General features: G+C 57.4%; 15 protein-coding genes and 1 pseudogene. 6 read left to right on the forward strand and 10 right to left on the reverse strand.

Annotated elements, in window-relative coordinates; all coding sequences use genetic code 11:
* Positions 1–1,033 precede the first annotated feature (1,033 nt).
* The 8 genes from AC57B6_RS03650 to AC57B6_RS03685 form a co-directional block, all read right to left on the reverse strand.
* Complete coding sequence (locus AC57B6_RS03650) at positions 1,034–6,778, reverse strand: rhamnosyltransferase WsaF family glycosyltransferase (RefSeq protein ID WP_496420711.1); 5,745 nt, start codon at positions 6,776–6,778, stop codon at positions 1,034–1,036.
* 290 nt (positions 6,779–7,068) lie between these two features.
* Positions 7,069–7,494, reverse strand: a complete 426-nt coding sequence (locus tag AC57B6_RS03655; RefSeq protein WP_454805121.1) for a GtrA family protein — start codon at positions 7,492–7,494, stop codon at positions 7,069–7,071.
* Positions 7,491–8,774 carry an NAD(P)/FAD-dependent oxidoreductase gene (locus AC57B6_RS03660; RefSeq protein WP_496420712.1) on the reverse strand — a complete coding sequence of 428 codons (1,284 nt, stop codon included), beginning with the start codon at positions 8,772–8,774 and terminating at the stop codon, positions 7,491–7,493. Before AC57B6_RS03660 ends, AC57B6_RS03655 begins: the two co-directional genes overlap by 4 nt.
* 14 nt (positions 8,775–8,788) lie before the next feature.
* On the reverse strand, positions 8,789–9,727 hold the full coding sequence (locus AC57B6_RS03665; protein ID WP_028199842.1) for an NAD-dependent epimerase/dehydratase family protein: 939 nt from the start codon (positions 9,725–9,727) through the stop codon (positions 8,789–8,791).
* Between the two features lie 123 nt (positions 9,728–9,850).
* The gene (locus AC57B6_RS03670; protein WP_496420713.1) at positions 9,851–11,560 is read right to left on the reverse strand and encodes a hypothetical protein; all 1,710 of its coding nucleotides are present in this window, start codon (positions 11,558–11,560) and stop codon (positions 9,851–9,853) included.
* A 14-nt stretch (positions 11,561–11,574) separates the two neighbouring features.
* The gene (locus AC57B6_RS03675; protein WP_496420714.1) at positions 11,575–12,315 is read right to left on the reverse strand and encodes an SDR family oxidoreductase; all 741 of its coding nucleotides are present in this window, start codon (positions 12,313–12,315) and stop codon (positions 11,575–11,577) included.
* Entirely contained in the window at positions 12,312–13,628 is a 1,317-nt protein-coding gene (locus AC57B6_RS03680; RefSeq protein WP_496420715.1) for an FAD-binding oxidoreductase, read from the reverse strand. Before AC57B6_RS03680 ends, AC57B6_RS03675 begins: the two co-directional genes overlap by 4 nt.
* A gap of 3 nt (positions 13,629–13,631) precedes the next feature.
* Entirely contained in the window at positions 13,632–15,056 is a 1,425-nt protein-coding gene (locus AC57B6_RS03685; RefSeq protein WP_496420716.1) for a UbiA family prenyltransferase, read from the reverse strand.
* A 529-nt stretch (positions 15,057–15,585) separates the two neighbouring features.
* Between AC57B6_RS03685 and AC57B6_RS03690 the strand changes: the two genes are divergently transcribed.
* From AC57B6_RS03690 to AC57B6_RS03705, 4 genes are read left to right on the forward strand one after another with little or no spacing between them, the layout of a single operon-like run.
* Entirely contained in the window at positions 15,586–16,431 is an 846-nt protein-coding gene (locus AC57B6_RS03690) for a glycosyltransferase family 2 protein (protein ID WP_030101937.1), read from the forward strand.
* The gene (locus tag AC57B6_RS03695; RefSeq protein ID WP_028199836.1) at positions 16,428–17,384 is read left to right on the forward strand and encodes a UDP-glucose 4-epimerase family protein; all 957 of its coding nucleotides are present in this window, start codon (positions 16,428–16,430) and stop codon (positions 17,382–17,384) included. The genes AC57B6_RS03690 and AC57B6_RS03695 overlap by 4 nt, the downstream gene beginning before the upstream one ends.
* A 14-nt stretch (positions 17,385–17,398) precedes the next feature.
* Positions 17,399–18,415 carry an MraY family glycosyltransferase gene (locus AC57B6_RS03700; protein WP_425596416.1) on the forward strand — a complete coding sequence of 339 codons (1,017 nt, stop codon included), beginning with the start codon at positions 17,399–17,401 and terminating at the stop codon, positions 18,413–18,415.
* Positions 18,416–18,427: 12 nt separating this feature from the next.
* The gene (locus AC57B6_RS03705) at positions 18,428–20,314 is read left to right on the forward strand and encodes a polysaccharide biosynthesis protein (RefSeq protein WP_028199834.1); all 1,887 of its coding nucleotides are present in this window, start codon (positions 18,428–18,430) and stop codon (positions 20,312–20,314) included.
* A 68-nt stretch (positions 20,315–20,382) separates the two neighbouring features.
* Here AC57B6_RS03705 and AC57B6_RS03710 read toward each other — a convergent pair whose 3' ends face one another.
* Positions 20,383–21,483, reverse strand: coding sequence for an MraY family glycosyltransferase (locus AC57B6_RS03710; protein ID WP_496420717.1), 1,101 nt, complete (start codon positions 21,481–21,483; stop codon positions 20,383–20,385).
* A gap of 269 nt (positions 21,484–21,752) precedes the next feature.
* Here AC57B6_RS03710 and AC57B6_RS03715 point away from each other — a divergent pair, with 269 nt between their 5' ends.
* Both AC57B6_RS03715 and AC57B6_RS03720 read left to right on the forward strand, forming a co-directional pair.
* Positions 21,753–23,396 carry a methyl-accepting chemotaxis protein gene (locus AC57B6_RS03715; protein ID WP_444515219.1) on the forward strand — a complete coding sequence of 548 codons (1,644 nt, stop codon included), beginning with the start codon at positions 21,753–21,755 and terminating at the stop codon, positions 23,394–23,396.
* Between the two features lie 721 nt (positions 23,397–24,117).
* The gene (locus AC57B6_RS03720) at positions 24,118–25,236 is read left to right on the forward strand and encodes a glycosyl hydrolase (protein WP_042276882.1); all 1,119 of its coding nucleotides are present in this window, start codon (positions 24,118–24,120) and stop codon (positions 25,234–25,236) included.
* A 66-nt stretch (positions 25,237–25,302) separates the two neighbouring features.
* Here AC57B6_RS03720 and AC57B6_RS03725 read toward each other — a convergent pair.
* Positions 25,303–26,295: pseudogene (locus tag AC57B6_RS03725) on the reverse strand (glycosyltransferase family 2 protein); the annotation flags it as partial.
* Positions 26,296–26,467: the final 172 nt, after the last annotated feature.

Raw genomic sequence — 26,467 nt, forward strand, 5'->3', positions numbered from 1 at the left:
TCTGCCGCAACCAGCCCTCTCTCAGCTTACTTCTTCAAGGCACGTCAAGTATTCGCTTCGCCGGGCTGGCGCCCGTACTTGACCCGCCAACCCACCCACTGAGAATTGAAAAGAGGCCTTTATTTGGGAACGATGCCAGAAAGTCCTCTTCGACCCGAGCTTCAGAATGTGCTACTGCGAGCGACTGGAACAGATTTACAGACGATGGCAGATCACACCGTTTTAGGACCCCTGCTTCACCATTTCAATCTGCCGACGTGGGTGCCGTTCCCCTTCCTACCTGTTCCGCTGTGGCGTGGTGCTGGTGCCGTTCTCGTACTTGCGGCCGTGATGTTTAGCGCGCTATTGCGAAAGGCGCTCTCCACTCGGGCCTGCAAGTTCTTGGGATACATCTCATTTCCCTTGTACCTTACGCATGGGAACGTGATCGACCTGACGGCGAAACCGGCATTCGACTGGACGGCTAGTGCAGGATTTAGTCCGAACGCGGCTCTAGTTGTCGCGCTGATCGTCTATGTGTCCATATCGCTCGGCGTCGCAACGGTCTTTGCGAATCTCGTTGAGGGCCGAGCGCTTAGGTGGTCCGAGCGAGTGGCAAGCTTCGTCGGGAACCAATCTGATCGATTTAGTGCCTGTAAGCTGGTCAAGTTATTCCCTGAGGGTCGTTCAGATAATGAACGTGCAGCCGAAACTCGGATTAGGGATTGATATCGCTAACGTACCAATACCGGGGATCGAGCCTTATATCGCCCGTTCGTACTAAGATCGGAGCGCGACGTCTTATACGTCGAGGATGCCGACACCGAGTCTCCTCAAACAAAGTATAAGAGCCTATCTTTGATGCTTGCGATATTGTTGACATCGGCGCATGAGGCCTCCTGTTGTCGATCGGACTTGTTTTGATCAAAGATCTGAACGTCCATGTTGGTGCACTGCACGCGCCTCTACCGAAATATTGAGTCATCCGCAGCGTTTCTCGTCCGTCTCTGGGCCGACGTTGTGTCAGCCCAAAGATGAAGCGGGGCAGACCGAGCTACGACGATGATGCCTCGATCAGCGGAGAGTAAGCAATTCGAAGCCGCCGTTTACGTACTTCGTTTGCGACGAGATCAGCAACTACCGCCCCCCGATAAGAGTCGGCCAACACCGACTGAAGTAATTCCGTTCTGCAGAAAAAGAAGTGGTTTGGCACGCGAACGGCGGTTTGCGGCTTCAAAGCCAGCGCAAACGGCCCAGGATCATCGCGCCGCATACCCCGACCTGACCAAAGATTCGCTTGAGGTTCGCAGCACGCGATCACGCGGTTCGAGCTTGAAAGCACTCGTCCGCTCACAAGCGCTACATCCGGATGCATCTCGAAGATGCGCATTGCCTCCCAAGCCGCTGCGTCGGACAGTTGGTATCGATCGTCTATCCAGAGGACATACGGTTCCGTCAATGCGTTGATAGCGCTGACTAGTTCTGCGCAGCCTGCGTTTGTGTCGAATCGCACTTGCCAACGGATGACTGAGTCTTTCGATTCAGCGGCCTCAGCGTCCAAATTTGCTTTGCCTACCTTAATGCCAGCAATCGACAGGGGATCATGTGGCAACCGTAGGATGCCGTACTGTTCCGCGCCTCGATCAATTGGAAAGACATCAACTGCATAGAGGTTGGGGTTCGGTTGACTGTCAATCGAACGTTGGAGAACGTGTTTGACGGAGTTAATCGATCCGATGTTCACGCTGCCGCTGTTGCTCGAGGAGGTCGCGTGTGCGCGCCAGTGATAGAGGACGTGGGGGATATGCGCGATGCGATCGCCAGCGTCCGCGAAGCGAGTAACAGAATCCCAGTCGTGACAGAATTCCGCTCCTTTGTCGCAATAGACATCTAGGGCGAGCGCACGATCGCGTCGGAACGCGCATGCGTGCCATACATAAGAGTCAGCCCGATTAAGCACCGGGTCAAAATCAGCACGCCTCAAATGGTCGTCGAGCCGATCGTCATACTGAATATCTTCATCTGAAAATACAAACGATGGCTTGTCTGCAGCATTCAGTGCTTCTGCCATCAACTCCAGCGCGTCGACAGTCAGGAGATCATCGGCATCCATGGGAATGATGAAATCCGCAGTTGCCCGCTCGATGCAATAGCGAAGACCGCCAACGATTCCAAGTGCCTCTGCCTTGTAGGCGCGGATTCTGGAATCGCTTGCAATCAACTCTTCAAGAATCTGTCTGGTATCGTCCGGGATGGGGCCGTTCTCAAGGATGATCCATTCGCTGAACGGCAATGTTTGACTTAGAACAGACTCGGCGGTCTTTCGGAAAAGCTCGGCGGGTGAGCGGCTATATAGCAATGTCAACAATGCGAACTTCGCCTCGACCTTATCGCCTGAAGGCGAAGCTAACCTACGACTGATCAGATCGGAGTGGAAGGTTTCGTTCCAGGACAACTCGATATCAGCCAGACGTTTGCTTTCCTGCTCCTTCCGTATTGCTAGCGAGGTCCCGCTGAATGCCCGATGGCTGTCCAGATCAAGTCGTCGTGAAAGAGTCGAGTTGTCGATGACGAGATCCGGGAACGCTTTACGGAAGGCTAGGGCCTCGTTTTGAGCAATCGCTGTGAATCGATACGTGCTATCAGCGAGGAAGAACGGTGTGTATACGACGCGTTGGTTGCGCCGCCGCGCGGCTGCGCCGAGCCAGATTCCGAGGTGCTCTAGCTCTATGCCGGTCCCCACTAGTGCCGCAAGCACCTCACGCAATAGTTCTGTCCTGACTACGCAATGCTGCACCGAAACTGCGCTCACCGAGTGAGGTTTCCACATCTGGCAGAAATAGCCAGAGTCTGCGACGTTCCGTGTCGTGTTGGGCGAATCGAATCCGTTTCCGAAACCGAAATAGACGTCGGCGGCGACGATCTCGTGCCCGAGCTTGAATCGGCCACCTACAACCGCGGTGTCGGGGAAAAGCTCGAAAAGCATTTGAGCGTCTTGTTTCCACGTTCCATCTGTGACGCTGACATCTGGCGATTGCAAATGAACGAACGGCGCACGTACTTGCTCGATTGAGCGCAGTAACCGAGCAACGGGGTCTTCTCCAAAAGGTCCGCTTGATCCCAACGCCTCTATTGTTGCCGGATTGTCGCCTAGCAAGACCGTCGCGATCGAAGGCTTCGATGCGTTCGAGTTACGTACGATACGCCAGTCCGGCGTGCCGTCGAACATTGGAGAAAGCTCCACGCTATACCAGTCCGGATGCGCACTGTGTTTTACCAGTTTGCCAATTACGTGCGACTGGGACGAATAGATGTAGCTCTTGCTATGGATGTTTCCCGCCGTGGATTGTGCGTGTATCCGCCACGTGTAGAGAACCTCAGGGACGTGATAAGGCGTGTGCCCCGCGAGCCAGAATCGCATAAACGTATCCCAGTCGTGGCTGCCCTCCGGTACATGATCCGTATATGCGCCATGCTGAAGCGCGAGAGTGCGGTCGATCGCGCAAAGATGCGAAATGTAGCAAGAGTGCGCAAACAGTACTGGGTCCCAGTCGGGCTTGTAATATGGATCGCGATACGACGTTTCGTCGCATTTATCCTCGTCGGTATAGGCGAGGGCGGGGTAGCCGGCTGCCTTAAGAGATGACGTCAACACGCGAACACAGTCCGATGCAATCAGATCGTCAGCATCCAGCGGCACCACGTAACGATTTTTTGCCGCTTCAAGGCAAACACGCAGACCCCCGACAATGCCCAGGTTCTTCTCAACTCGGATAAGCCGCACGCAGGGATGAGCGGCAAGCTCGTCGAGCAAATAATTGACGTCCTCGCGTGTGGGGGCGTTATCGAGAAGAATCCATTCAAACCCTGCTTCGCAGTCTTGTGAAAACACCGAGTCTGCAAGCGCCCTAACGAAAACTGGATCGGTATTCCAAACGGGGGTGAGGAAACTGATTAGCCCCGGCTCTGCATCGGTATAGCGTGTGCGTCGATCGGCGATCTGCGCGTAGCGGATAACTTCATACGCGGTAGTGGGCCAACGGTCGGATCCGGCGACACGATCAGGGTACGCAACGCTATTATCGCCGCCCGCCACCGCTGGCGCGCCCAGCAATTCGAGGACGGCATTACGCAATTGCGGCATAACCGACGCTAGGCTCTCGTCCCAAGTTTCTGGAAGTCCAAACGCATCCGTCGATCGAGCGGAACCCATTTCGCATCGTTGGACGGCTTGCGCCAGACCGTCCGCGATAGACTCAACCGTGGCGTCCACTGCAATGATGTTCCCAGAGATCTGGGCAAGCCGGTCGGCTGTCTTGTTCGCGTAGCAAGTCGTGACGACGGGTTTGCCGCAGGCGGCCATTTCGAGCGGCGGGTAACTCGGGTGCGGGGAGAGCATAAGTGATAGAAGCACGTCGCTCTCTCGCATCTGCCGGGCGTATCCTTCGAATCCTAGCCACGGAGCGGGAACCAGAACGCCTCCGTGGCCAAGGGGCACGGGTTCGAATTTCTCTCCCATGCCGACGAATTCCCACTCGGCTGCGCTCAATGCCCCGTCAGCTAGCAGCTTTTGTAACGCTGCAACCCCCATTTCATACAGGTTGCGCAAACCGTTGGTGGGGCGTGCATAAAAAAGGAGGCGGCGTTTTGCAGACCGTCTTTCGCTTTGGCCGTCGAAATAGAATTGCGTTTTGTCGACCGCCGGTTCGAATGCAAGCGTGCGGCGCGCGAAGTCCGGATCGGAAAACCGACCCACTTGATGAGACACAAGGAACTCTGCGAGTAGCGACGTGTTGACCACTGGCACCATGTCCAGACGATATGTCTCCTCGGCCAAGGCGTATTGAGTTGACGCAGGATGCAGAATCGGTTCGTAATCCTGGATGAGATAAACGAACTTCTCATGGCGCGTATGCCTGATGGCGTACTTCGCCATTTGGGCCGTCCACCATGCGGTTGCCATGAAGAGATCGTTCTCGCCGATCTTGAATGGAATTTTTCTGTCCGATGCGTCAACGAGTTCTACATTGTCGAGCGGGTTTGCTGTGCCGGCTAGAGCCTGTGCATGAGCCCAAAACGCTGCCGAGTCTGCATCGATGGGGGCGTTTGTGCTTACAAACCGAACGGGCACCCCGAGAGCGGCCAGGCGGTAAGCGATACTGATCGCGGTGTTTGGGCCGCCGGACATGTGTTTCATGGCGAGCCCCGGCACGAGCACATTGAGCCGAGGCCGCATGGCCAGCGACCGGTCAAGTTCAATGTTTAACGGGTCGAACCAGGGTAGTAAGCCTACCGGCGGTGTATAGGACCCGGACCTGCTTGTCGGCGCGATTTCCTGCGATCCGACGACGAGGTTATGTGGCACCTGAGCTTCTGGCAGCGGGACATCCGGCATCGGCGCGACAACGATAGGGCGGGGCCGAATTTGTCCCGCAATCGTCCTGACGGCTGCGCTCTTTCGCAACAACCTCCAGATAGCGCGACCCGGCAGGCTGTGACGAAATGCCAGCAGCCAGTCCCCATCCTGAACTTTGCCACCCGTCAAACGGAAACACGCGCTGCGGCGAGCTCGCCTCAAAATCCGTGCAACTACGACAAGCGGATTGCGTCGCATCCACTTATGGAGGTCTGCGAGAGCCTGGCTTATATGTGCGAACTCCGCCTCTCTGGTGGCGGCTGATCTGCTTGATGCGTCGAGTTTACCTTCGAGTTGAGCGGTCAGTTCCAAAAGCCGTTTTTTTTCACTGTCTAGCTCGGCGGCCGATCTACTCGCTTCTTCAAGAGCCTTGCGCGTGGATTCGATTTCAACGGCAGCTTTAGCTGCGGTCTCCACTGCGCGCTGTAACTCGGCTCCATACGGAACGCGCAGTTCCTGTGTTAGGGCATCTTGAATTGCAACCTTTTGACGGAGATCGTCGATAAGCGGTTGCAAGATTCGCTCTCGTGTTAGCTGCATATCTTCGCGGAAGGCGGGCAGCGAGGTAGCAAATCCAAGTAATGATTCGTCAGCCGAGCACCGCGGAGCTTCGTCACGCAGTTTTCCTAAAGCGTTCCTGATCTGCTCTGTATCCGCGCTGTCGCGAGTCGCAATGAAGAACTCCCTATAGTGGCGTCCGTCGGACTGGAGCAGCGGCGCCGTGGCATTGATCTTTGCGTTAAAGCCGTCCTTTTGTACCGAATTGCCGAAATCGTACGCGTAGATAAGATCGACGATGCTGTACAGAAGCCAGTGGTCAAGGGGCGCGTTGGGTATCGATGCGACATTCCAGCCTTCGCCGGTCAAGGCCTCGTTAACTTCGGCGAGAGTGGGTAGTCCAAGCTGTGCATGCTCAAGCAGAAATGCTTCGTCTTTGTCCGCGAGCTGGCGCACCGTCTCGTTCAGAACTTTCTCGGCGTCGGCCGCGCCGTAGTCGGCGATCGGACAGCAAAGAATCACGCCGTGGCGAGCCACTCGCCGGCACTCGGCGATCAAAGCGGCGCGACCGTCTGCCGGCACGTGCTCCAGAACCTCAAGGGCCATGACGACATCGAACGACTGATCTGGAAACGGCAATGGAGCGCCGGGATCCAAGACGACAATGTCACTTTCACCAAAGTCACTCACGTCCGCGCGAGTGATCTTGACACTTTCACCGAGAAACGTTGAACTCAGTTTCGACGCCCCGCAACCGACGTCTAAAATTGAAAGCTTATCGGCGTAACTAGAGGGGAAGGCCGCACTGACCAGGCGCTGAAGTAGCGAGTAACGCTGGAAAATGTCGTATTGGAACGCATAGAGGTCGGAGCGAATGTTCGGCATGTCGTCAATTATCCGATTGACCGGATTCCGACTCGATTTGTCGCAGCATGCGCTGCGCCTTGTTTCTTATCGGAACTTACCGGTTTAAGCAAACGCTAGATTGCCGCGCCACGAAGCGGCAGGCAAGCACAATAATGGTTGGAATGGTTCGGCTATCGATACGATGCGGTGGCCACCGCATCGGGGAAGCGTCCGAATCGTCTAATTCGAAAGTGGGGCTTGGTTGAAAAAAAAATTGACATTTGTTCTATCCTTGGATTGGCCTGTTCGGCTATAGCCGGTCAATGTGACTAATGCTTAAAACTCCACTTCTTATGCCCCACATAAGAAGTGAACACAGGCACCGCAACCCCGACCGCATGCGCAACGTCCCTCACATGCCACGTGAAACCCAGCTGCGGAAACACGTAGTACGCGAGCCCAACGCTCACCCCCCACGTCTGCACGACAGCAACCAGATTCACAAGCGTGAAGAAGAACACTGAGCGTCCGGTCGACTGCGTGCTCTTTGTAAATACGAACAGCTTCGCCAGAATGAACGCGGTGACCATGCCGGTGATATAGGCGACGACAATGGCGGCCGAGTACGGAATCCACTTGTTATACACAATCCGGCTGCCCCAGTTGACCGCCGCGGCGAAGCCGCCGGTCAACAGGAACAGCAGGAAGCTCTTTGAGACGAAGGTCCGCTTGGCGAGTGAATGAACCCGGGTCATACCATCTTCGCCATCTTGCGCGATAGGCCGATACTCTCCGAGATGCCACGATCTTCTGGGTAGTAGTAGGACGTATCCGCCACGAGCAGGCCCTCCACCGGTAACTGGATCGGCGGCAGGCGGTCGAGATAACCCGGCTCGCAGATCGGTTGCGCGAAGCGATACCGGCTCGCGCGCACGTCGAGGAAATCGTCCGGCTTTAGCTCCGGATTGATTTTCATCAGATAGCGTTTCACTTTGTCGATGAACTCCGAATCCGGTTCCTGGTACTTCGGATGTTCGCCCGGAATATAGAACGGCACGTAGACGACGTGATGGTCCAGCGGTCGCAGATTCGTGTATTCGACGATGCCCGGAATATCCATCTCCGGATCGTTGGTGTTCAGCCAGAAGTTTTCGGTTACCGGTTTCTTCAGTTTCGCAATAATGCACACCACAGCGACGTTTTTAACGCTGCGGAATGCATCGAGTATCTCGGTGGGCAGATCCGGAATTACGCGCGGCACATACGGAAGGGGAATAGTGCTGATGACCTTGTCGAACGGCAGGAACGCACCGCCGGCCTCGATGCCTTTGACCTTATCGTTCTCGATCACGACCTTCTGCGCGGGCGTGCCAAGACGAAACTCTCCACCGTTGGCCTCGATGTAACTGCGCATGCCCTCAAGCAGCGTATCCGAGCCACCATCGAGATACCCCAGCTTTTCATGAAAGAGGTTGTAGCGCGACCGGCCAATACGGCGGATGCGGCTCCAGATCCAGGCCGCGGAAAGGTTATAGGCGTAGTCGTAAAACTTGTAGTCGAAGAGCCGCCGCCAAAGGACTTCCCACGCCTCTTCACCGATCCACCGGCGGATCCATCCAGTTGCCTCGACATGATCGAGCGGCTTCCAGTTGTTGCGCTTGGTCGACAGAAATGCGTGCAAGCCATAGCGGAATTTGGCCTGCAGGCTGAGGCCTTTGAACTTGAGCAATGCTATGGGATTACCCCACGGTTGCACGCGGTTTTGATAGAAGTAGCCCATCTTCGTTTCGCGCCACTGCATTTTCTCTTCGATACCGAGTTCGCGCAGCACCTCAAAAAATGCGTGATCGGAAATCGCGTGAAAGTGGTAATAACGTTCGATCGAAAGGCCGCCGAAGTCGAAACATGCGGCCATCCCGCCCACGCGATCATCGGCTTCGAAAATGACTGGCTTGCGACCGTCCTTGACAAGCTGATAGGCCGCGCCGAGGCCCATTGGTCCGGCGCCCAGGACTGCAATGCGCTCTGTGCTCATGGTGTTTTTCCTGCTCAGAATTCTAGTGCGATGTGGCTATACGTCGGATCGTTGAAGGTCTCGTCCATCGCCTTCGCGAACGGCGTAGCTCGGATCTTGAAGATGCCTTCCCAGTCGATAACTTCGAATTCGTCCCCGGCAGTCAACGCTTTGAGCTGGTCGGCGGTGAACGGCGGGTTTTTGTCGAAGAGGGCGTAGATCTTCAGCAACACGTAGAAGAGCCCATACGGAATCCGTACGATCGCGCAGCGTGCGCGAGTTGCGCGTTTGATCTGGCGAATGATATCGATGTAGTCGACTTGTTCGAGGCCAGTGATATTGAACGCCTGGCCTTTGATGCGGGACTCGATGCAGCTGATGATCACGTTGCAAAAGTCACCGACGTACAGCGGTTGGCGCATATAGCGGCCGCTGCCCGGAATCGGGAACACCGGCACGCGATGCATGAAGCGGGAGAGCCAGCCCAGATGCTTACGGTCGAACCAGCCGAACATCAGTGTGGGCCGCAACACAACACATTCGATACCCGAGGCCAGCACGATCTCTTCCTGCTCGCGTTTAGTGTCCGTATAGAAGTCTTCGCCCACCGAATTCACAACTGAAGAGCTGATGTGCACGGTGTACGGAATCTGATATTGCTTGATCACGTCGAGCACGTTGCGCGTGGCGGTAATGTTGTTGCGAATGAACGGTTCGATGGTCGGTGCGCCGATCTGCGCTTGCAACATGACAACAAGGTCCGCGCCTTTGAAGTGTTGTTCCCAACCGCCCGGCTCGGCAAGGTCGGCATAAATCGCCGTGACGTCCGGATGGACCTCGCGAAGCACTTCGAGGTTGGCTTTGTGCTTGTCGAGTACAACCAAATTGGAATACCCGCGCGCTTTCAGTCGCGCAACAAGATTCTGGCCGACTAGGCCGGCGCCGCCTGGAAGAAGGATGCGGGTCTGATTCATGCGTTCACTCGGTGAATTTAGATGCTGTTTGCAACGTCGTAGGAGCTAGATGATACAAGCAAGCTCGGGGCGATCCGAAAAGCAGCTGGGGCGTTGGTTACGTGATCGATGCAGCACCGCTGGCTATTGATTCGAAGTGCTGGCCGCAGCGGGCATGGTTTTTTCGTCTTGCAGGGCGCAGTACGTATTTGCAGCAATTTGCCCGCTTATCCGTATGCTCCCCGGCGCCGGCGCCTTGAAAAATGCTGTCCAGCCGCTGTATGCCGCACTTCGGCCGAACCTCTTGCGAATGTCGTCTCGGCCGCCGCCTGTAATGCCGGTGCCGAGAGTTGTGCCCGAGGCATCGGTGACGACGACGGCTCGAGCCGTTCGCCGAATCGCCGTGTCGTAGATCCATCCTGTTGCACGATAGATGCCCGGGGTCCTCGTGGTCGATATGTTCTCGATTGCTCCGTCGCATGCGGCCGCGGCGCTGATGCGATCGGGGGGCACGAGAAAATCGGGTTGATCCGGTGCAAAGATTGAAATCTGGGCTACCTCGGCTTGCTTGGCGACATTGGTCAGAGCATCGGGGAACGGATAGACCGCCTTGGTGATGTCGGGATCATAGACGTGGGCGCGCAATGCGAGACCTGCAACGAGACGCGAGTAAACCACATCATTATCGGAATGGGTTACGAAGCGCTGGCCCGACGCGACAATCAACGTAGCGATCACCGCCGCGATTATTACACGCTTAAATTGCTTCGCCGTACTGCTGTTGAGCGCCATAAAGATGATCAGCGCGAGCCAGCATGTCAGAGAGGCAGTGGTGTAACGCGAAGCCAACGCAGTTCCGATACCGAACCAGAGCCGCCCGCTTGCAGTCAGTACTGCGTTGCCCGCTACAAATATGGCAAATGCCAACATTGCGATGCCTTGCGGGCGCTTTTCACGCGCCCGTGCGGTCTTGACACAACTGGCCACAAGTACCACCAAAGCCCACATCCCACTGATGTATGCAACTACCTGACCGAGTCGGGCGTGGAACGCCGGCGCGCCAAGATACAGCAATACATATCTAAGCGCGCCAATTGGATGCTCGCGCAAGCCGGTGGTCAGGTTGCCGCTGCTGGCAGGCTTCGTCCAGTCGATGAAATACGCAAACCATACGGCTACGGTAAACACAACGAGCACTGCCAGGTCGCGCCGCTTCAGTCGTAGATAGATTGCCTGAACGATCAGTACCGGCAACACCAGCACACCGCTCGACATCGAATAGGCCGCGATCCATGCGCTTGCCAACGCAGTAGCAAACCATCCGCGAGACTTTGCGCGCTGATCGCGATCCTCCGCTTCAGCCGTGCGTTCAATCGCATGAAAGGCGAAGAGGGCGAAGAGATAAACGGCGAACCACTGGCTCTGAAAGCCCCACGTGAAGTTCTCGTTCTGAATCCACGAAAACGTAAATACCAGAACTCCGCCTGCGAGGCCAAACCGCATCGGGCGCGAAAGCGTGGCGCGGTGATGGAGCGTGACGCGGTAGAAGGTGGCAGCGAGCGCGCCTGCGAGCACCAGATTGGCGATCAGCGAGAGGACATTTCTCCCGCCAAAATATCGCACGTCAGCGAAAAATATCAGGCGCGAAAACGTCAGGCGGTGTTCGTTGTGCTGCTCAAAGAACGACTGCCACGGCGCTTGCATGGCGCGCATGTAAAAGCCGATCGTGCCATCCCATGAATCGCCGAACGGCACCGGGGAAAAGTGCCGCCACACTGCGAATACCGTCGTCGCGAATGTAACGACGCCCAGCGCGAAAAGGGCATAGCTGCCCACGGTCTCTCGGCGATTCATCTGCGTTCCCTGCATCACAGCGATACGCGCTTGAACAGGAAACGGGGCACTGACCGGATGATCATCATGATGATCGCCCAGAACCACCGCGTATAAAGCACGTCTTTACGTTTTTCGACGGCGCGTACGATGTCGCTCGCGACTTGCTCGGGCGTTGCCACGAGCGGTGCCGGCAACGGCAAACCGGCAGTCATCGGGGTGGCGACAAAACCCGGCTTGATCGTCACCACGTGTACACCGGCCTTGAAGAGCCGGGCATTGAGACCCTCGCAGAACGCGGAGAGCGCAGCTTTGGCACTACCGTACAAATAGTTCGAAGGCCGGCCGCGGTCGCCCGCCACCGATGAGATCACGGCCAGCGCGCCACGCTTCTGGACTTCGAGGATGTTGGCGATCGGAGTCAGTAATGCAATTACTGACACGGCGTTTGTATTGAATTCGCGTACAGCCAAAGCTGGATCGGCCTGACAAGCTGCTTGATCCGGCAAGGTGCCGGGCGCTACGAGGACGATATCGAGTGCGCCGAGTTCGCCCGCGCAGCGTTCGAGCATGCCGGAATGCTTTTCCAGGCTATCAATGTCCAGTTGGTAGCAGGCGGCGAGTTGCGCGCCACGCGCAGTCAGATCGTTCGCTACCTGTTCGAGACGCTCGCCGTTGCGGGCGACGAGGAAGAAGCGCGCGCCTTCTTTGGCCCATTGGCGGGCGCAGGCGATTGCGATTGCCGACGTGGCGCCGACGATAAGAATGTTTTTCATGTTCGAGTAGTTCGTTCCCAGAAGCGCGACAGCAGAGCAGGGTCGCGTAGCGCTTCGAGCTGCTGCCATTGAGGGTAGGCGGCGCGAAAGTCGGCGCCCGGCATGTGGGCGTCCTTGGCCGGATAGATGCGGCCGCCCGCTTCGCGCACGATCGCATCGAGTTGGGTAAAGAGCCGCATGTTCAGCGCCTCGCGTTGCGGAAAATCGAGCGCCAGCGATGTGCCTTCCCGTGGAAATGACAGAAGACCCGGCGAGCGCACATCGCCGCAACGCTTGAGCACAGCGAGAAACGAACCGGTGCCGCTTGCGGCAATCGCATCAAGGATCGCGCGCGTTGCGTCGCGCGCTGTGTTCGGCGGTACGACGCACTGGTACTGTTGGAAGCCGGCGCGGCCATAAATCCGATTCCATTCCAGCAGGCTATCCAACGGATAGAAGTAAGTGTCGTAACTGACCTGTGTGCTTACTTCGCCACGTTGCTGCTTCTGATAGTAAAGCTCGTTGAACACGCGCAACGTGGCGCGGTTAAACACGGGAATCGGCAGCGTAAACGGCACCGTCCGCTTCTTGCGCCGCGCGACCTCGAGGGGGCCGTCATTTGCATGGTCGCCGACCATGAAAATGCCGCGACCCAGCGCCGAACCACGGCTCTGGCAATCCACCCACGCAACGCTGTATTCGTGCAGCGGGTCGAGTTGCTCCGACAACGAAAAGAATTCGTCGAGATTGGCGAAGCGGATGCTCGTCATGTCGATCATGCTGGAGCGGATCGGCATCAGCTGGATTTCGGCCCAGAGGATTAGCCCAGTCAGGCCGAGTCCGCCGATTGTGGCGGAAAAATATTCAGGTTGTTCGTCTGGCGTGCATTCGAACTGCGTGCCGTCACTACGCGCGAGCGCGAAGCGGCGTACGTGCCGGCCGAAGGTACCGCGTACGTGGTGATTCTTGCCGTGAACATCGTTCGCAATCGCTCCGCCCAAGGTTGCGTACTTGGTGCCGGGGGTCACAGGAAGCATCCAGCCGCGCGGAATCGCGACGTTGAGAATCTGTTCGAGCGTGACGCCAGGCTCCGCCCGCAAGACGCCGGTCTGCCAGTCTGCCGTAATGAGTCGGTCGAGCGGTAGCGTCTGCACGACGTGACCCGAGGCGGCGAGGCAACTGTCGCCGTAGCTGCGGCCGTTGCCGAAGGCGAGCGCGGTGCCGTGTCCGCGGCTCGCATCCGCCCACGCAGCGCGTACGCCATCGCGCCAGGCGGCAGTATGTACTTCCTGCGGCAAATGCGGGTAGCGCCCCCATGACAGCACCGTATTCATCGCTTAGGTCGCAGCCCAGAAGACGAGGCCGCAAAGTACGACGACGGCGAGGCTCACGCGATCTCGCGCGGCGAAAACGATTGGATCGTCGTGCATCAGGCCACGGTGGGCAATGATCCAGGTGCGGCTGACCCAGTAGAGTAGCAGCGGGCAGGCGAGCCAGATTACCTGCGGATGGCGATACATGCCTGCGGTCTTCGCGTCCTGAATGTAGAGAGCAAGAACGAGTACAGCCAGGTAGCCGGATGCCGTCCCAAGGGATGAGATAAGCGAAAGATCGCTCGCTACGTACCCGCGGCCGCGCGTTTTGACGAGCCCGCGCTCCTTCATGGAATGCAGCTCGGCGTACCGTTTGACGAGCGCAAGGCTCAAGAAAATGAACATGGAGAATGCGAGCAGCCAAAACGTCAAAAGGCCGTCGATGGCTGCCGTGCCAGCGATGATACGGATCGTGTAGAGCGTTGCTAGCACAACGACGTCGACCATCACCTGGCGCTTGAGAAACATCGAATACGCAAGGGTCAAGACGTAGTAACCGAGCAGAACCACGCAGAACCGCCAAGGCAGGAACATCCATGCCAAAGCAAATGAGGCTATCAGTAGGACAGGAAAGAGCCCGATGCCCCAAGTAAGTGGCAGTGCGCCGGAGGCAAGCGGGCGTTTGCGTTTGACGGGGTGATGGCGGTCGTCTTCGAGATCGAGGAGATCGTTTAGCAGATAGACGCTCGAAGCGCACAAGCCGAATGTGAAAAATGCCAGCAGCGCTGCAAAGGCTAGATCAGGGGATGATAATTTATGCGCGGCCAGTAATGGCACAAAAATGAGGAGATTCTTTAGCCATTGGTGCAGACGTAACGATTTCGCCCAAGTCCGGACAGAGGGCGGACGTGATTCAATTACACGTTCCACATTGCCGATCTTACGAGCGGCACGTTCCACGCCATTTCCCGGATTGACGACGTACGCGCGATCTGCCGATTGCCAGACTGTCACGTCGTCATGCGAGTTGCCGGCGTAGTCAAAGCCTTTTTCCCCATACTCGGCCACAAGCAAATCGCGCTTGTTATGGGCGGAAAGATTGATGTTGCCGCTGGTGGCAAAAGTCTTGTCGAAGAGGCCGAGGTGAGCTGAGATTGCTTGTGCATAGCGCTCATGGCTCGCTGTGGCCAGCACGAGAGTACGGCCGGCGTCCTGCTCGGCTTTTAGCCATTTCAGCACAACCGGATCATACGGCAACACGGTGACGTCCACGTTCGTCGTGTCAGCGAGGCGTGCTTTCAATCCGGGCTTGCCGTTGCGCGCCAACCATAGCAGAGGCTCATAGAAGCGGTGCGGCGCCGCCTTAAGATAGGCGAAGCCCGACTCGATCAGAACGTCTGAGCGAATTAATGTGCCATCGAGATCGACTACAAGTGGTCTGCTGCGCATTCAATCTGCCCTTTGGGCTGTAGTCATGTTAGTGAACGTCGGATTACCGAGCGGGCGACGCGTCGAAGTCAGGCTTAATCCCGCTGGTTACGGAAGACGCGGAGTTTGGCGGCGNGCGAAGCCCGACTCGATCAGAACGTCTGAGCGAATTAATGTGCCATCGAGATCGACTACAAGTGGTCTGCTGCGCATTCAATCTGCCCTTTGGGCTGTAGTCATGTTAGTGAACGTCGGATTACCGAGCGGGCGACGCGTCGAAGTCAGGCTTAATCCCGCTGGTTACGGAAGACGCGGAGTTTGGCGGCGATACTTTACTATTCCATGATATTGCGCACAACCTTGCTGGCAAGGTACTTAATTCTGAGGCGGAGCGTTCGAGGTCGGGCAAAATAACGGGGCTCGATGTGGCAAAGTCGAGCCCGTAACAAAAGGAAATGCCGGTTGCCGAAGCCGCGAAATTTGAGCAAACTTCGGGTTTGTTGCGGCCACACAACGAAGTGTCGTCCATAAGGCACGCAGTTTTACACACATGAAAGCCAAAAGCGCGCCGCACTCCGAATCCGTCGGAATGTCCGTATCGGTGGTGGTCTACCGGCCTGATATCGAACAGTTAACTTCCACGCTCGCTAGCCTTGGCGCCGCGTGCGACGCGTTGCATGCGGCGCGGCCAGGCCTGCCGGTCACTCTTTATCTGATCGACAACGGCGGCCTGTCTGACGTTTCCGTAGCGCTGGATAGGCTTCGGGCGCGCGGTGTCCTCTGTTCGATCATTGCTGGCCATGGGAATGTGGGTTACGGCCGTGGCCACAATCTGGCGATCGAGCGCAGCAACAGCCTCTATCACCTCGTGCTGAATCCTGATATTGATCTCGCGCCCGACGCGCTTGAATGCGCTGTCGATTTCTTTGAGCAGCATCCAGAAGCTGGGCTGATTACGCCTTGGATCGGCGACGAGCGCGGTGAGCAGCAGTTCCTATGCCGACGTTACCCGACGTTGCTTGATCTGTTCGCTCGGGGCTTTTTGCCTGCGCGGCTGCGGCGGTTTTTCACACGCCGCCTTGCTCGCTACGAGATGCGCGACCAGATCAACGCACGCGATATCTTCTGGGATCCGCCAATCGTGAGCGGTTGTTTCATGCTGTTCCGCACCTCTGTGCTGAAACGGTTGGGAGGCTTTGATGCTCGCTATTTCCTTTACTTCGAGGACTATGACTTGAGTCTTCGTGCGCATGAAGTTACCCGGGTTGTCTACACGCCTTCGGTACGCGTACTGCATCACGGCGGTGGCGCAGCGCGCAAAGGCACCGCGCACATTCGCATGTTCATGGCGTCGGCGTACAAATTCTTCAATCGGTTTGGCTGGAAGTGGCTATGAGTCACGTGCTCGTCACAGGGGCTAATGGATTTGTCGGTCATGCGCTTTGTCGCGCATTGCTTGACGCCGGGCATACGGTCACCGGCCTTGTTAGGCGTGCGGGGCAACTTGAAAAAGACGTGAACGAATGGATCGACGTCAGTGCGGATTTCACGGGCGTCGACGCAGCATGGCCCGTTGCGTTGCAAGTCGACTGTGTCGTACATCTCGCGGCGCGAGTTCATGTGATGCGCGAGGAGTCTGCGGATCCGGACGCGGCGTTTCGCGCAACCAACGTGGATGGCGCGCTGCGCGTCGCGCAGGCAGCGCGACGTCATGGCGTAAGCCGCTTCGTCTTCGTCAGCAGCGTTAAGGCGCTGGCCGAAGGCGATCCTGGCCGTCCGCTAAGCGAAGACGACACACCGATGCCGCAGGACGCATATGGTCGCTCGAAGCTTGCGGCTGAGCAGTTGTTGTCTGGTTACGGAACGCAGAGCGGCCTGGATGTCGTGATCGTACGCCCGCCGCTGGTGTACGGTCCACAGGTGCGTGCCAATTTCTTGCGGTTGATGGACGCGATCTGGAAGGGGGTGCCGTTGCCGCTAGCCTCGGTCGACGCACGGCGCAGCCTGATTTACGTCGACAACCTTGCGGACGCTCTGATGCATTGCGCTATAGATCCGCGCGCCGCGGGCCAATGTTTTCACGTTGCAGACTCGGCGTCTCCGACCGTCGCTGAACTGGCCCGCTCGCTCGCCAAGCACCTGCAAAAGACCGCGCGCCTGTTGCCAGTTCCGCCGGCCTTGCTGCGTCTTGCGGGGCGGCTGACGGGCCGTTCGGCGCAGGTGGACCGGCTTATCGGCGCCCTGCAGCTCGACACCGCACGCATACGTACGACCCTCGGCTGGCAGCCGCCGTATTCCACCGACGAGGGACTGGCGGAAACTGCCCGTTGGTATCGATCCACCCATTGAGGGCGCGCATTCTGATGGACCTTTCGACCTTTCCCATGTGGATTACCGTAACCCTGGTTGCGCTGGGCGCGGCGTGCTTATGCGCAGCCATCCTCTGGACATTGCTGCGAACCGGTATGGCCTGGCGCCTTGCCACAGATGTTCCCAACGACCGCTCGTTGCACGTCGTGCCAACGCCACGCGTGGGCGGCTGGGGCATTGTGCCGGTGGCTGTGGTGGGCACGCTGCTGTTTGCACCGAGCCTTTGGTATGCCGCTCTCGGCACCGCCTTTCTGGCGGCGATTTCACAAGTTGACGACCGTCGCGGATTGCCCGCGAGAGTGAGATTTACCGCGCATCTGATCGCAGTGGTCGCGCTGGTAGTGCTTTTCCCCGCTAATGCGCCGTGGTGGGTTTTAGTAATTCTTGCCTTTTTGATGATTTGGCTGGTTAATCTTTACAACTTCATGGATGGCGCCGACGGCCTGGCGGGCGGTATGGCGCTGTTCGGCTTTGCCGGGTATGCGGCTGGGGCAGTGCTAAGCGACCGTCCTTCGCCAGAGCTGGCGTGGTCGGCCACAGCCATCTCCGGCGCCGCGCTCGGCTTCCTCTTGTTCAATTTTCATCCGGCGCGCATTTTTCTCGGCGACGCGGGATCGATTTCACTGGGATTTCTAGCAGGAGCACTTGGTTATTGGGGATGGCGCGGAGGAGTCTGGCCCATATGGTTCCCGATGGTAGTGTTTGCGCCTTTCATAGCCGACGCTTCAATTACGCTTGCTCGTAGGCTGTTGCGAGGTGAAAAATTTTGGCAAGCGCACCGCGAGCACTACTATCAACGGATGGTGCGCTCCGGAATTGGGCACGCCAGGACAGCTTTGACGTGGTATCTACTAATGGTAGCTGGCATAATGCTTGCTATTTATGCACTTGGCCGCTCAGTGACGTTCCAGTCGTGGGCGCTGGCCGGTTGGGTCGCCGTCCTCTGTGCAGCAGGCGCTTTTGTCGATTTGCGCTGGCGTCGTTTCCAATCAACACTGTCCGATAACTGAGGTATAACGCTGATGTTAAGAAGCAAGGCCACCTGGCTATCTTTCAGCGCTTTCCTTTTTGACTTGTGCGCAGTCGCCGCCGCCTGGCTGGTCGCGTACATCATCCGTTTCAACGGCCTGATCCCGGAAGACTTCCGGGTCGGGGCAATCCACTCGCTCATCTGGGTTCTGCCGACTTACGGCATTATGTTCCGCATCTTCGGCCTGTACCGTGGCATGTGGGTCTTTGCCAGCTTGCCGGATCTTGTACGTATATCGAAAGCAGTCGCCGCTGGCGCGCTCGTCGTTATGGTTGCATCGGTGCTGGTTCAACCTATGCCGATCGTGCCGCGCTCGGTGCTGGTGGTGTCACCGCTATTTCTGTTTCTCGCGATGGGCGGATCACGCGCACTGTACCGTGCGACCAAAGAGTTCTACCTGTACGGTGGCCTCGTTGCCAAGGGTAAACCGGTCGTCGTGCTCGGCGCGGGCAACGCGGGGGCGAGCCTTGCCCGTGAGCTGTCGCGTTCGAGCGAGTGGCGCCTGGTCGGTCTGCTCGACGACGATGTCTCCAAGCATGGGCGCGAGATCTACGGCTACAAGGTACTCGGTTCGATCAGCGAATTGCCGCAATTGGCTGAGACGCTGAAAACCGAATACGCGATCATTGCCATTCCTTCCGCCACCGTGGACGTGCAGCGACGCGTTGCGACGCTATGTGTCCGCGCGGGTGTCCGGGCGCTTGTGCTACCGGCGCTGACCGACGTCACGCAAGGCCAGGCGTTCTTGTCGCGCGTGCGACAGATCGACCTCGAAGACTTGCTGGGTCGTGACCCGATCACTATCGATACACCCCACGTTGAAGCGCTGCTGCATGACAGGATAGTGATGGTCACTGGCGCTGGCGGGTCTATTGGCTCTGAATTGTGCCGCCAGATTCTGCGCTTCCGGCCGGCTCAACTTATTGCGTACGATCTGTCCGAATTCGCAATTTATCGGCTCACCGAAGAAGTCAACGAGCGTTTTCCGGGCGTGTCCGTGATTCCGGTCATTGGCGATGCCAAGGACTCTCTGCTTCTCGATCAGGTGATGTCGCGTCATACACCGCACATCGTATTTCATGCGGCCGCCTACAAGCATGTTCCGTTAATGGAAGAGCAGAACGCTTGGCAGGCAGTACGTAACAATGTGCTTGGCACCTATCGGGTGGGACGCGCGGCAATTCGTCATGATGTGAAACATTTTGTGCTGATTTCGACTGACAAGGCAGTCAATCCGACCAACGTCATGGGCGCGAGCAAACGTCTGGCCGAAATGGCGTGTCAAGCCTTACAGCAGACCAGTTCGCGCACGCAATTCGAGACGGTTCGGTTTGGAAACGTCCTTGGCAGTGCCGGCAGTGTCATTCCAAAGTTTCAGCAGCAGATCGCGAAGGGTGGCCCTGTCACCGTCACGCATCCCGAGATCACGCGCTTCTTTATGACTATCCCGGAAGCGTCGCAACTCGTGCTTCAGGCTTCTAGCATGGGGCATGGCGGCGAGATCTTCATCCTCGACATGGGCGAGCCGGTGAAGATCGTCGACTTGGCGCGCGATTTGATTCGCTTGTACGGCTTTAGCGAGGAGCAGATCCGGATCGTGTTTACCGGTCTGCGGCCTGGCGAAAAGCTCTACGAAGAATTGTTGGCTTGCGACGAAACGACGACGCGCACGCCGCATCCCAAGTTGCGGACGGCACGCGCGCGTGAAGTGTCGGATGATCTGCTGGACAAGTTGTTGCCCTGGCTCATGCAGCATCGCGTGTTAAGCGACGATGAAGTGCGTCGCGACCTGCGCCGCTGGGTGCCGGAATATCAGCCGGCCAATGCACCGCCGCTGCGTAGCGTCGGCAATGTTACGCCAATCACGCGGGCTTCCTAGATCGCACTTGCGACGGGAATTTCTCGCTTTGTCATGCAAAAAAGGCGCTTTCGAGCGCCTTTTTTGTATTACCGCTTCCCCTTCCTCACCACCATCCACCGCGGCGACTTGAACCGTACGATACTCATATAAAGCCACACATAAGTCGCCGCAAACACCACCACAAAACAGAACAGATGCAGCGTATGCCGCCAGAACAACGTCGCCGGAACGACGGCGATCAGGCATAGCAGCCACAAGTAAGGCGACGTCAGCGAGTTCCGCCGCGTCAGTTCACGAGCGGTTTGGGCACCCACCGCCCAGCGCATCAACCGCTTATAAACCAGCATATGCAGATGCACGCCATCGGGAATCCCGGGCGATATCCCGCGAATGAATTTCTTCCGGTAGATCGAGAAGCAGGTCTCGAAGATCGGGTACATGAAAAGCAGCACCGGATACCACGCCGACACATCGCGATTGCGCATCACGAGCATGATCGACAGCTCGGCCAGCATGAAGCCGATGAAATACGCTCCACCATCACCGAGAAAAATCAGCCCGGCCGGAAAATTCCAGATGAAGAAGCCAAGCACCGCGCCCATCATCATGAACGACGCCGACAGCACGATCGGATCGGACACCTGGAACGCGACATAAGCGAGTGACGCGAACATCATGAACGCGACCATCGATGCAAGGCCGTTGAAGCCGTCAATGATATTGATCGCGTTGGCGAGCGCCGCGACGGCCAGCACCGTGACCGCGCAGGAGATCACAGCATACGAGAGCAGAAAGTCGAGCGGCGGCACGCTGATGCGCGTGACCGCGATATCCAGCAGGAAATAGGCGAGGGCGGCGGCGGCCATCGTGCAGACGAGCCGTGCAAGTGGCGATACGCGCTTGGTGAGATCCTCGACCAGACCGGAGCCGAATGCCGGCATGCCGCATGCGATCAGCCCGAGGATGCCGCCGGACACGGCAGGATAGGCATGATGCAATTGCACCGCGGAGACGATCAAGCCGATCAGAATCCCGGCGCCACCAATGCGCGGCACCGGCCGTACATGGAATTTCTGCACCCCGGCCAGATCGGAATCGGTTGAGAATTTCTCATGCAGATGCGCATAGCGCACGATCAACAATGTGATCAGCAGTGAAACGAGAAAGCCGAGCGCAAAACTAAGCATGAAAGTGGGCCTGAGCGGAGACGCCGAATTATACAAACGAAACGCATGCCGTCCTGAAAAGCAGGGTTTGCTCCGATTATGCGGAAAATCCCAGATAGTGAGGTTGCGACTGCCCGCAAACCCATGCCCGTCATGGATTTCACCTATTTAACGAGGCTCGCGGAAGGCCGTTAACCTGGATGCGGCGACGTGTAAGTTGCAGGCGAAAAAGTTGATCGCCAGCGACTCGTGGGGTTCGCCGCCGATCATTAGGACGTTCCGGAGACCCAATGCTTAATAACATCACCATTCGCGGCGGCCTGACGCTCGTGATCAGCGTGTTCGTTGCTTTCCTGCTGATTGTGATCGGCGTCGGCTACGGCGCATTGAAGCTGGCGAATAGCAGCCTCGATGAAACGCAGCACAGCGCAGTGGCTCTGTCACATCTGAAGGCGAGCTCCGAGAAACTGCTGCAAGTGCAGCTCGCGCTCGGCTCCTATCAGACGCTCTTCAGCGTCGGCAAGCAAACGGATGAGTTGTTGCCGGCTGCGCATAAGGTGCTGGTCGAATCGAACAAGGACTTCAGCAGCTACATGGCGGGTCCGTTCGCAAGCGAGGCGGAGAAGAAGCTCGCGCAATCCGTCGAGCAGGCACGCAGTGCGCTTGTCGATAAAGCAATTGAACCCGAGTTCAAGGCGCTGACCGACTTCGACTTCAACACCTTCCGCAACATCCAGGGTGAGACGGCGAATGCCTTTTACGCGGCCTATTCGAAGTCCATCGACACCCTCCAGCGTGTGCAAATGGATAGCCAGCGCCAGCAGGCCGAGACCGCTGCGCAGCGCTTCCAGATGGCGACGCTGCTGTTCGCCGGCATCGGCGCGATTGCCTTGGTGATCGGCGTGATGGCGCGGGTCGGCTTGTCGGCGGCGGTGATCAAGCCGGTCAATGCAACCATCAAACATTTCGAGCGAATCGCAGCCGGCGATCTGACGATCAGCATCAGAAGCAAGTCGCGCAACGAGATGGGCCAGTTGCTCGGTGCGCTGACGAAGATGCGCGACGGCCTGGTCGAGACGGTGGCCAAGGTGCGCGGCAGCACGACGGCAATCACTCAAGGTGCGAACGAGATTGCGTCGGGCAACGCCGATCTGTCGTCGCGCACCGAACAGCAGGCCGCCGCGCTTCAGCAAACCGCGGCAAGCATGGAACAGCTTTCGGCGACGGTGAAGCAGAACGCGGATAACGCGAAGCAGGCAAACCGGTTGGCGCAGGGTGCGTTGGATACGGTGACGCGTGGTGGTGCTGTGGTGTCGCGTGTCACCGAGACAATGGATGGAATCAGCGCATCGTCGAGGAAAGTGGCCGAGATCATCGGCATGATCGAAGGCATCGCGTTTCAGACTAACATCCTGGCCTTGAACGCGGCCGTCGAAGCAGCGCGTGCGGGGGAGCAGGGGCGAGGCTTTGCAGTGGTTGCCTCGGAAGTGCGTAGCCTCGCACAGCGGTCCGGCTCGGCGGCGAAGGAGATCAAGGAGTTGATCGGCGAATCGGCCGCGAAAGTGGAGCAGGGGGCATCGCTCGTGTCCGATGCGCAGAAGACAATTCATGAAGCGATGGACGCGGTTCAACGCGTCACGGGTGTCATGAACGAGATCGAAGCGTCAGCGCTCGAACAGAGCGACGGGATCGAACAGGTCAACAAGGCTGTCGCACAGATCGACGAAGTCACGCAGCACAACGCGGCGCTCGTGGAAGAAGCTGCGGCAGCGGCAAAGTCGCTCGAAGAGCACGCGGTTGCATTGCGTGATGCCGTCGCCGTGTTTCGACTCGACGACCCGTCAACAACAGCTAAAGAAATAGTTTCAATTGAATATAACCCCAATAAAAAATCGTCTCTGTCGCACAACGAAATAGATTTAAAAATTGCTTGATTTATTGACTCGGTGTTGTTCCACGGCAAGTCATTTCGCGCCGTTCAAAGGCGCTCAGAGCTAGGCCTGGTGCGGGTTTCCACGGATCCGCGCCGGACCGGTCAAATTAGACGATTTGATTTTATATTAATAATATAAAAGTGAAACTTACCGCCTATTAGTCAGACGTTACACGTTGTTACGGTTCAAAACTCGAGAAAAACGTTTCATCTGTGTAACATTGCCTCACCTTATCGGACAGAACAGCGGTAGGTTCTGCCTAGGCGGTACGCATGTTGTGAAGTTGTGCCCAGTTTTGCCGGGTGCACAAGCCGTCCTGCCTTCTTTCATCCTGAACCAGTCGTCGATGGCTTCCCCCGAGGACGCCGGGGCGAACTTTTTTCTGGTTTTAGGCCGCTAAAAGCTCAGAGTCACAAAGATGAAACTACGAAATTTAATCAATTATTCCATCTACTTAGTTGTGCCAATTTTTGCGGCATGTGGTGGCGGTGGTGGCGGTAGCGACCCCGCGGGTGTTGCTGCCAACGCCGTCGATCCGACCACCGTAGTGAACGTCGCCAAGCATCCGGCGTCAGTCAGCGGCACCGCAATTCCCCCGTCTACCTCGATCAACGATGCATCGGGCGCTGTCTGGACCGTGAAGAGTGGCGTGGCCTATCGCGCGGGTCAGAAGGCCGGCTTTACGATGAACGTCACGCTGTTGCTGTGGTACGCCGGCAAGATGTATCAGCAGAACGTCGACAACCAATGGTGGGTCTGGCAGAACAGCAACTGGGTAGCATCGGCTGATCCGCGTCCTGCTTCTACTTCGGGCTCCACCTCGGGCAGCACTTCCGGTTCCACGACGACTTCCACCGCGGCATCCAGCACGGCCGGCACCACGAAGTCTGCGGCGATTCCGTTCTTCGGCGTCAATCAGCACTACAACTACGGCGGCATCTACACGTCGGTTCCGCTCGCCACCCAGGCAGCGACACTCACGGATCTTGGCTTGACGGGAACGCGCCAGGACATCCACGGCTACGATCAGATCGATACGGTCGCGAATACGGTTATCCCGGGCATGGGCTCGAAGATCACGGTCATGCCGATGATCGACGCCTATCCGTGGGACGATCCCTCGCTGAACGGCCAAACGCCCACTGAGGCGAGCGCTTACGCCTACGCATACTCGATGGCAGCGTACGCAGCGACCAAGTTCAAGGGCATTCCGGCGGTCGAATTCGGCAATGAATACGATCTCGATAGCCACAACCAACCGGTCGCTAACGACGGTGCGAACGTGTCGGACTACGACAACAACACGTGGCCGATCTGGCGCGGCGCGCTGCGCGGCTATTACGACGGCTGGCGTTCGGTCGACACCACCGGCACGACCAAAATCATCAACACCGCCTCATCGGGCTTCCTGCATCTGGGTTGGTACAAGGGCATGCTGACGGGTACGCAGCCGGATGGCTCGACCGGACACCCGGTGGTGAAGACGGACATTATCCAGTTGCACTGGTACTCCGACGGCGGCGATCCGGAGAATACGTGGGGTGTGACGGGCACGAACTACAACGTTCTGAAGTCCCTGCATGACGCGTACAACCTGCCGATCATGTTCACGGAAATCGGCGTGAACACCGACTTCTCCACGGCACAGGCGCAGACGTATATCAACAAGACGATTCCTGAGCTCGTCGCAGCCAAGGCTACGTACAACGTGATCGGTTTCAACTGGTACGAACTGTACGACGATCCGACCGGGAACTACGGCATCATGACCAGCAGTGCGACTCAGAAGCCGATCTACGCGACGATCAAAGCGGCGGTTGCAGCTTCGCCGGTACCTTAAGCAAGTAAATGAGGCGGTTGCGCGTGGCGCGCGCAACCGGCCTCAGCATGACTTGTCGCAGAGGTCCTAGCGTACGGAAAAGCGCCGGACGAAGCTGTAGAAGATTCTCGGATGTATCTTGAGCAGGCACATCACGAACGACAGCTTCGGACGGCTATCCGCATACATGCGATAAAGATGCTGAGGATGCAAGCGCTCGGCGACAGTCTCGAGAATGGGGCTGGCCAGTCGGTACGTGGGTGCTCTCATTGCCACCTGAAACGCAATGGTTCTGAAGCCATAGATGTACTTCAGCCTGAAGAGACGCCGCTCCCGGTTCTTGATCGGAAGTGAAGCCGTGGTCTTCTCCACCAGATCCATGATGGCAAAAAGATCGAGGATCTTTGGATTGAAGCGCGTCGAGATTCCCGAATCGCGAAGCACATAGAAGTACAAACGGTCAGGTATAAGCCGGACCGTTCTGGATTTGCCCAAGGTCTGGACCGATACGCAGATATCTTCGTAGATGAGTCCGCTCGGGTGGTGCACGTCTGCAAAGATGGAGCGCCGCACCAGTTTGTTCCAGCAGTAGGCCTGCAGCTTCAGGTCCATGATCCCCTCAACGGCCTCGACGCCGCTGATCACCTTGTCTTCACTGTCGATCTGGTAATTCACCGACCCGTCTGCATTGACGTTCGTCGCGGCGAACATCACCACATCGGCGTCATGTTTGACCGCTTCTTCGATTACTCTCTCTATCAGATTCGGTTCGACATAGTCGTCACTGTCAACGCATAGCACATAGTCGCCAACGGCCTGCATGGCCGCAATTCGGCGTGTTTCGGCCAACCCCTGGTTGCGCTCGTTGACCACCAACTTCCACGGCACCTTGTTCTGCGCATTCAGAATGCGGTTCGCAATCTCGCCTGACCTGTCCGGGCTGCAATCGTCGACCGCAATGATCTCGAAGTCCGAAGAGGTTTGCGCTAGAAGCGACATCAAGCAGGCTTCAACGTAAGGTTCGACGTTGTACATGGGCAGCAGAACGCTTACTTTTGGCGCTGGCATAGGTGAAGCCTCCTGATTGAGGTGTCGGACTGCTACTGGTTTGACGCAAGCACGCCAAGTACGTTAGGTACATTAGGTACGTTAAGCACCTAAGTCCCCTTTCTGCCTGCCCACTGACACGCGCATTTCCAACTTGATGACGGTAGCGAACCGGTAATTTTGGGTCGGTGCGATACGTCACATT

Source organism: Paraburkholderia sp. BGA-UO-ETr-F12 (assembly GCF_059567945.1).

Bases quoted from the DNA above. Each gene is read 5' to 3' on its own strand.
- AC57B6_RS03650 (WP_496420711.1), bottom strand. From the start codon at position 6,778: ATGCCGAACATTCGCTCCGACCTCTATGCGTTCCAATACGACATTTTC.
- AC57B6_RS03655 (WP_454805121.1), bottom strand. From the start codon at position 7,494: ATGACCCGGGTTCATTCACTCGCCAAGCGGACCTTCGTCTCAAAGAGC.
- AC57B6_RS03660 (WP_496420712.1), bottom strand. From the start codon at position 8,774: ATGAGCACAGAGCGCATTGCAGTCCTGGGCGCCGGACCAATGGGCCTC.
- AC57B6_RS03665 (WP_028199842.1), bottom strand. From the start codon at position 9,727: ATGAATCAGACCCGCATCCTTCTTCCAGGCGGCGCCGGCCTAGTCGGC.
- AC57B6_RS03670 (WP_496420713.1), bottom strand. From the start codon at position 11,560: ATGAATCGCCGAGAGACCGTGGGCAGCTATGCCCTTTTCGCGCTGGGC.
- AC57B6_RS03675 (WP_496420714.1), bottom strand. From the start codon at position 12,315: ATGAAAAACATTCTTATCGTCGGCGCCACGTCGGCAATCGCAATCGCC.
- AC57B6_RS03680 (WP_496420715.1), bottom strand. From the start codon at position 13,628: ATGAATACGGTGCTGTCATGGGGGCGCTACCCGCATTTGCCGCAGGAA.
- AC57B6_RS03685 (WP_496420716.1), bottom strand. From the start codon at position 15,056: ATGCGCAGCAGACCACTTGTAGTCGATCTCGATGGCACATTAATTCGC.
- AC57B6_RS03690 (WP_030101937.1), top strand. From the start codon at position 15,586: ATGAAAGCCAAAAGCGCGCCGCACTCCGAATCCGTCGGAATGTCCGTA.
- AC57B6_RS03695 (WP_028199836.1), top strand. From the start codon at position 16,428: ATGAGTCACGTGCTCGTCACAGGGGCTAATGGATTTGTCGGTCATGCG.
- AC57B6_RS03700 (WP_425596416.1), top strand. From the start codon at position 17,399: ATGGACCTTTCGACCTTTCCCATGTGGATTACCGTAACCCTGGTTGCG.
- AC57B6_RS03705 (WP_028199834.1), top strand. From the start codon at position 18,428: ATGTTAAGAAGCAAGGCCACCTGGCTATCTTTCAGCGCTTTCCTTTTT.
- AC57B6_RS03710 (WP_496420717.1), bottom strand. From the start codon at position 21,483: ATGCTTAGTTTTGCGCTCGGCTTTCTCGTTTCACTGCTGATCACATTG.
- AC57B6_RS03715 (WP_444515219.1), top strand. From the start codon at position 21,753: ATGCTTAATAACATCACCATTCGCGGCGGCCTGACGCTCGTGATCAGC.
- AC57B6_RS03720 (WP_042276882.1), top strand. From the start codon at position 24,118: ATGTATCAGCAGAACGTCGACAACCAATGGTGGGTCTGGCAGAACAGC.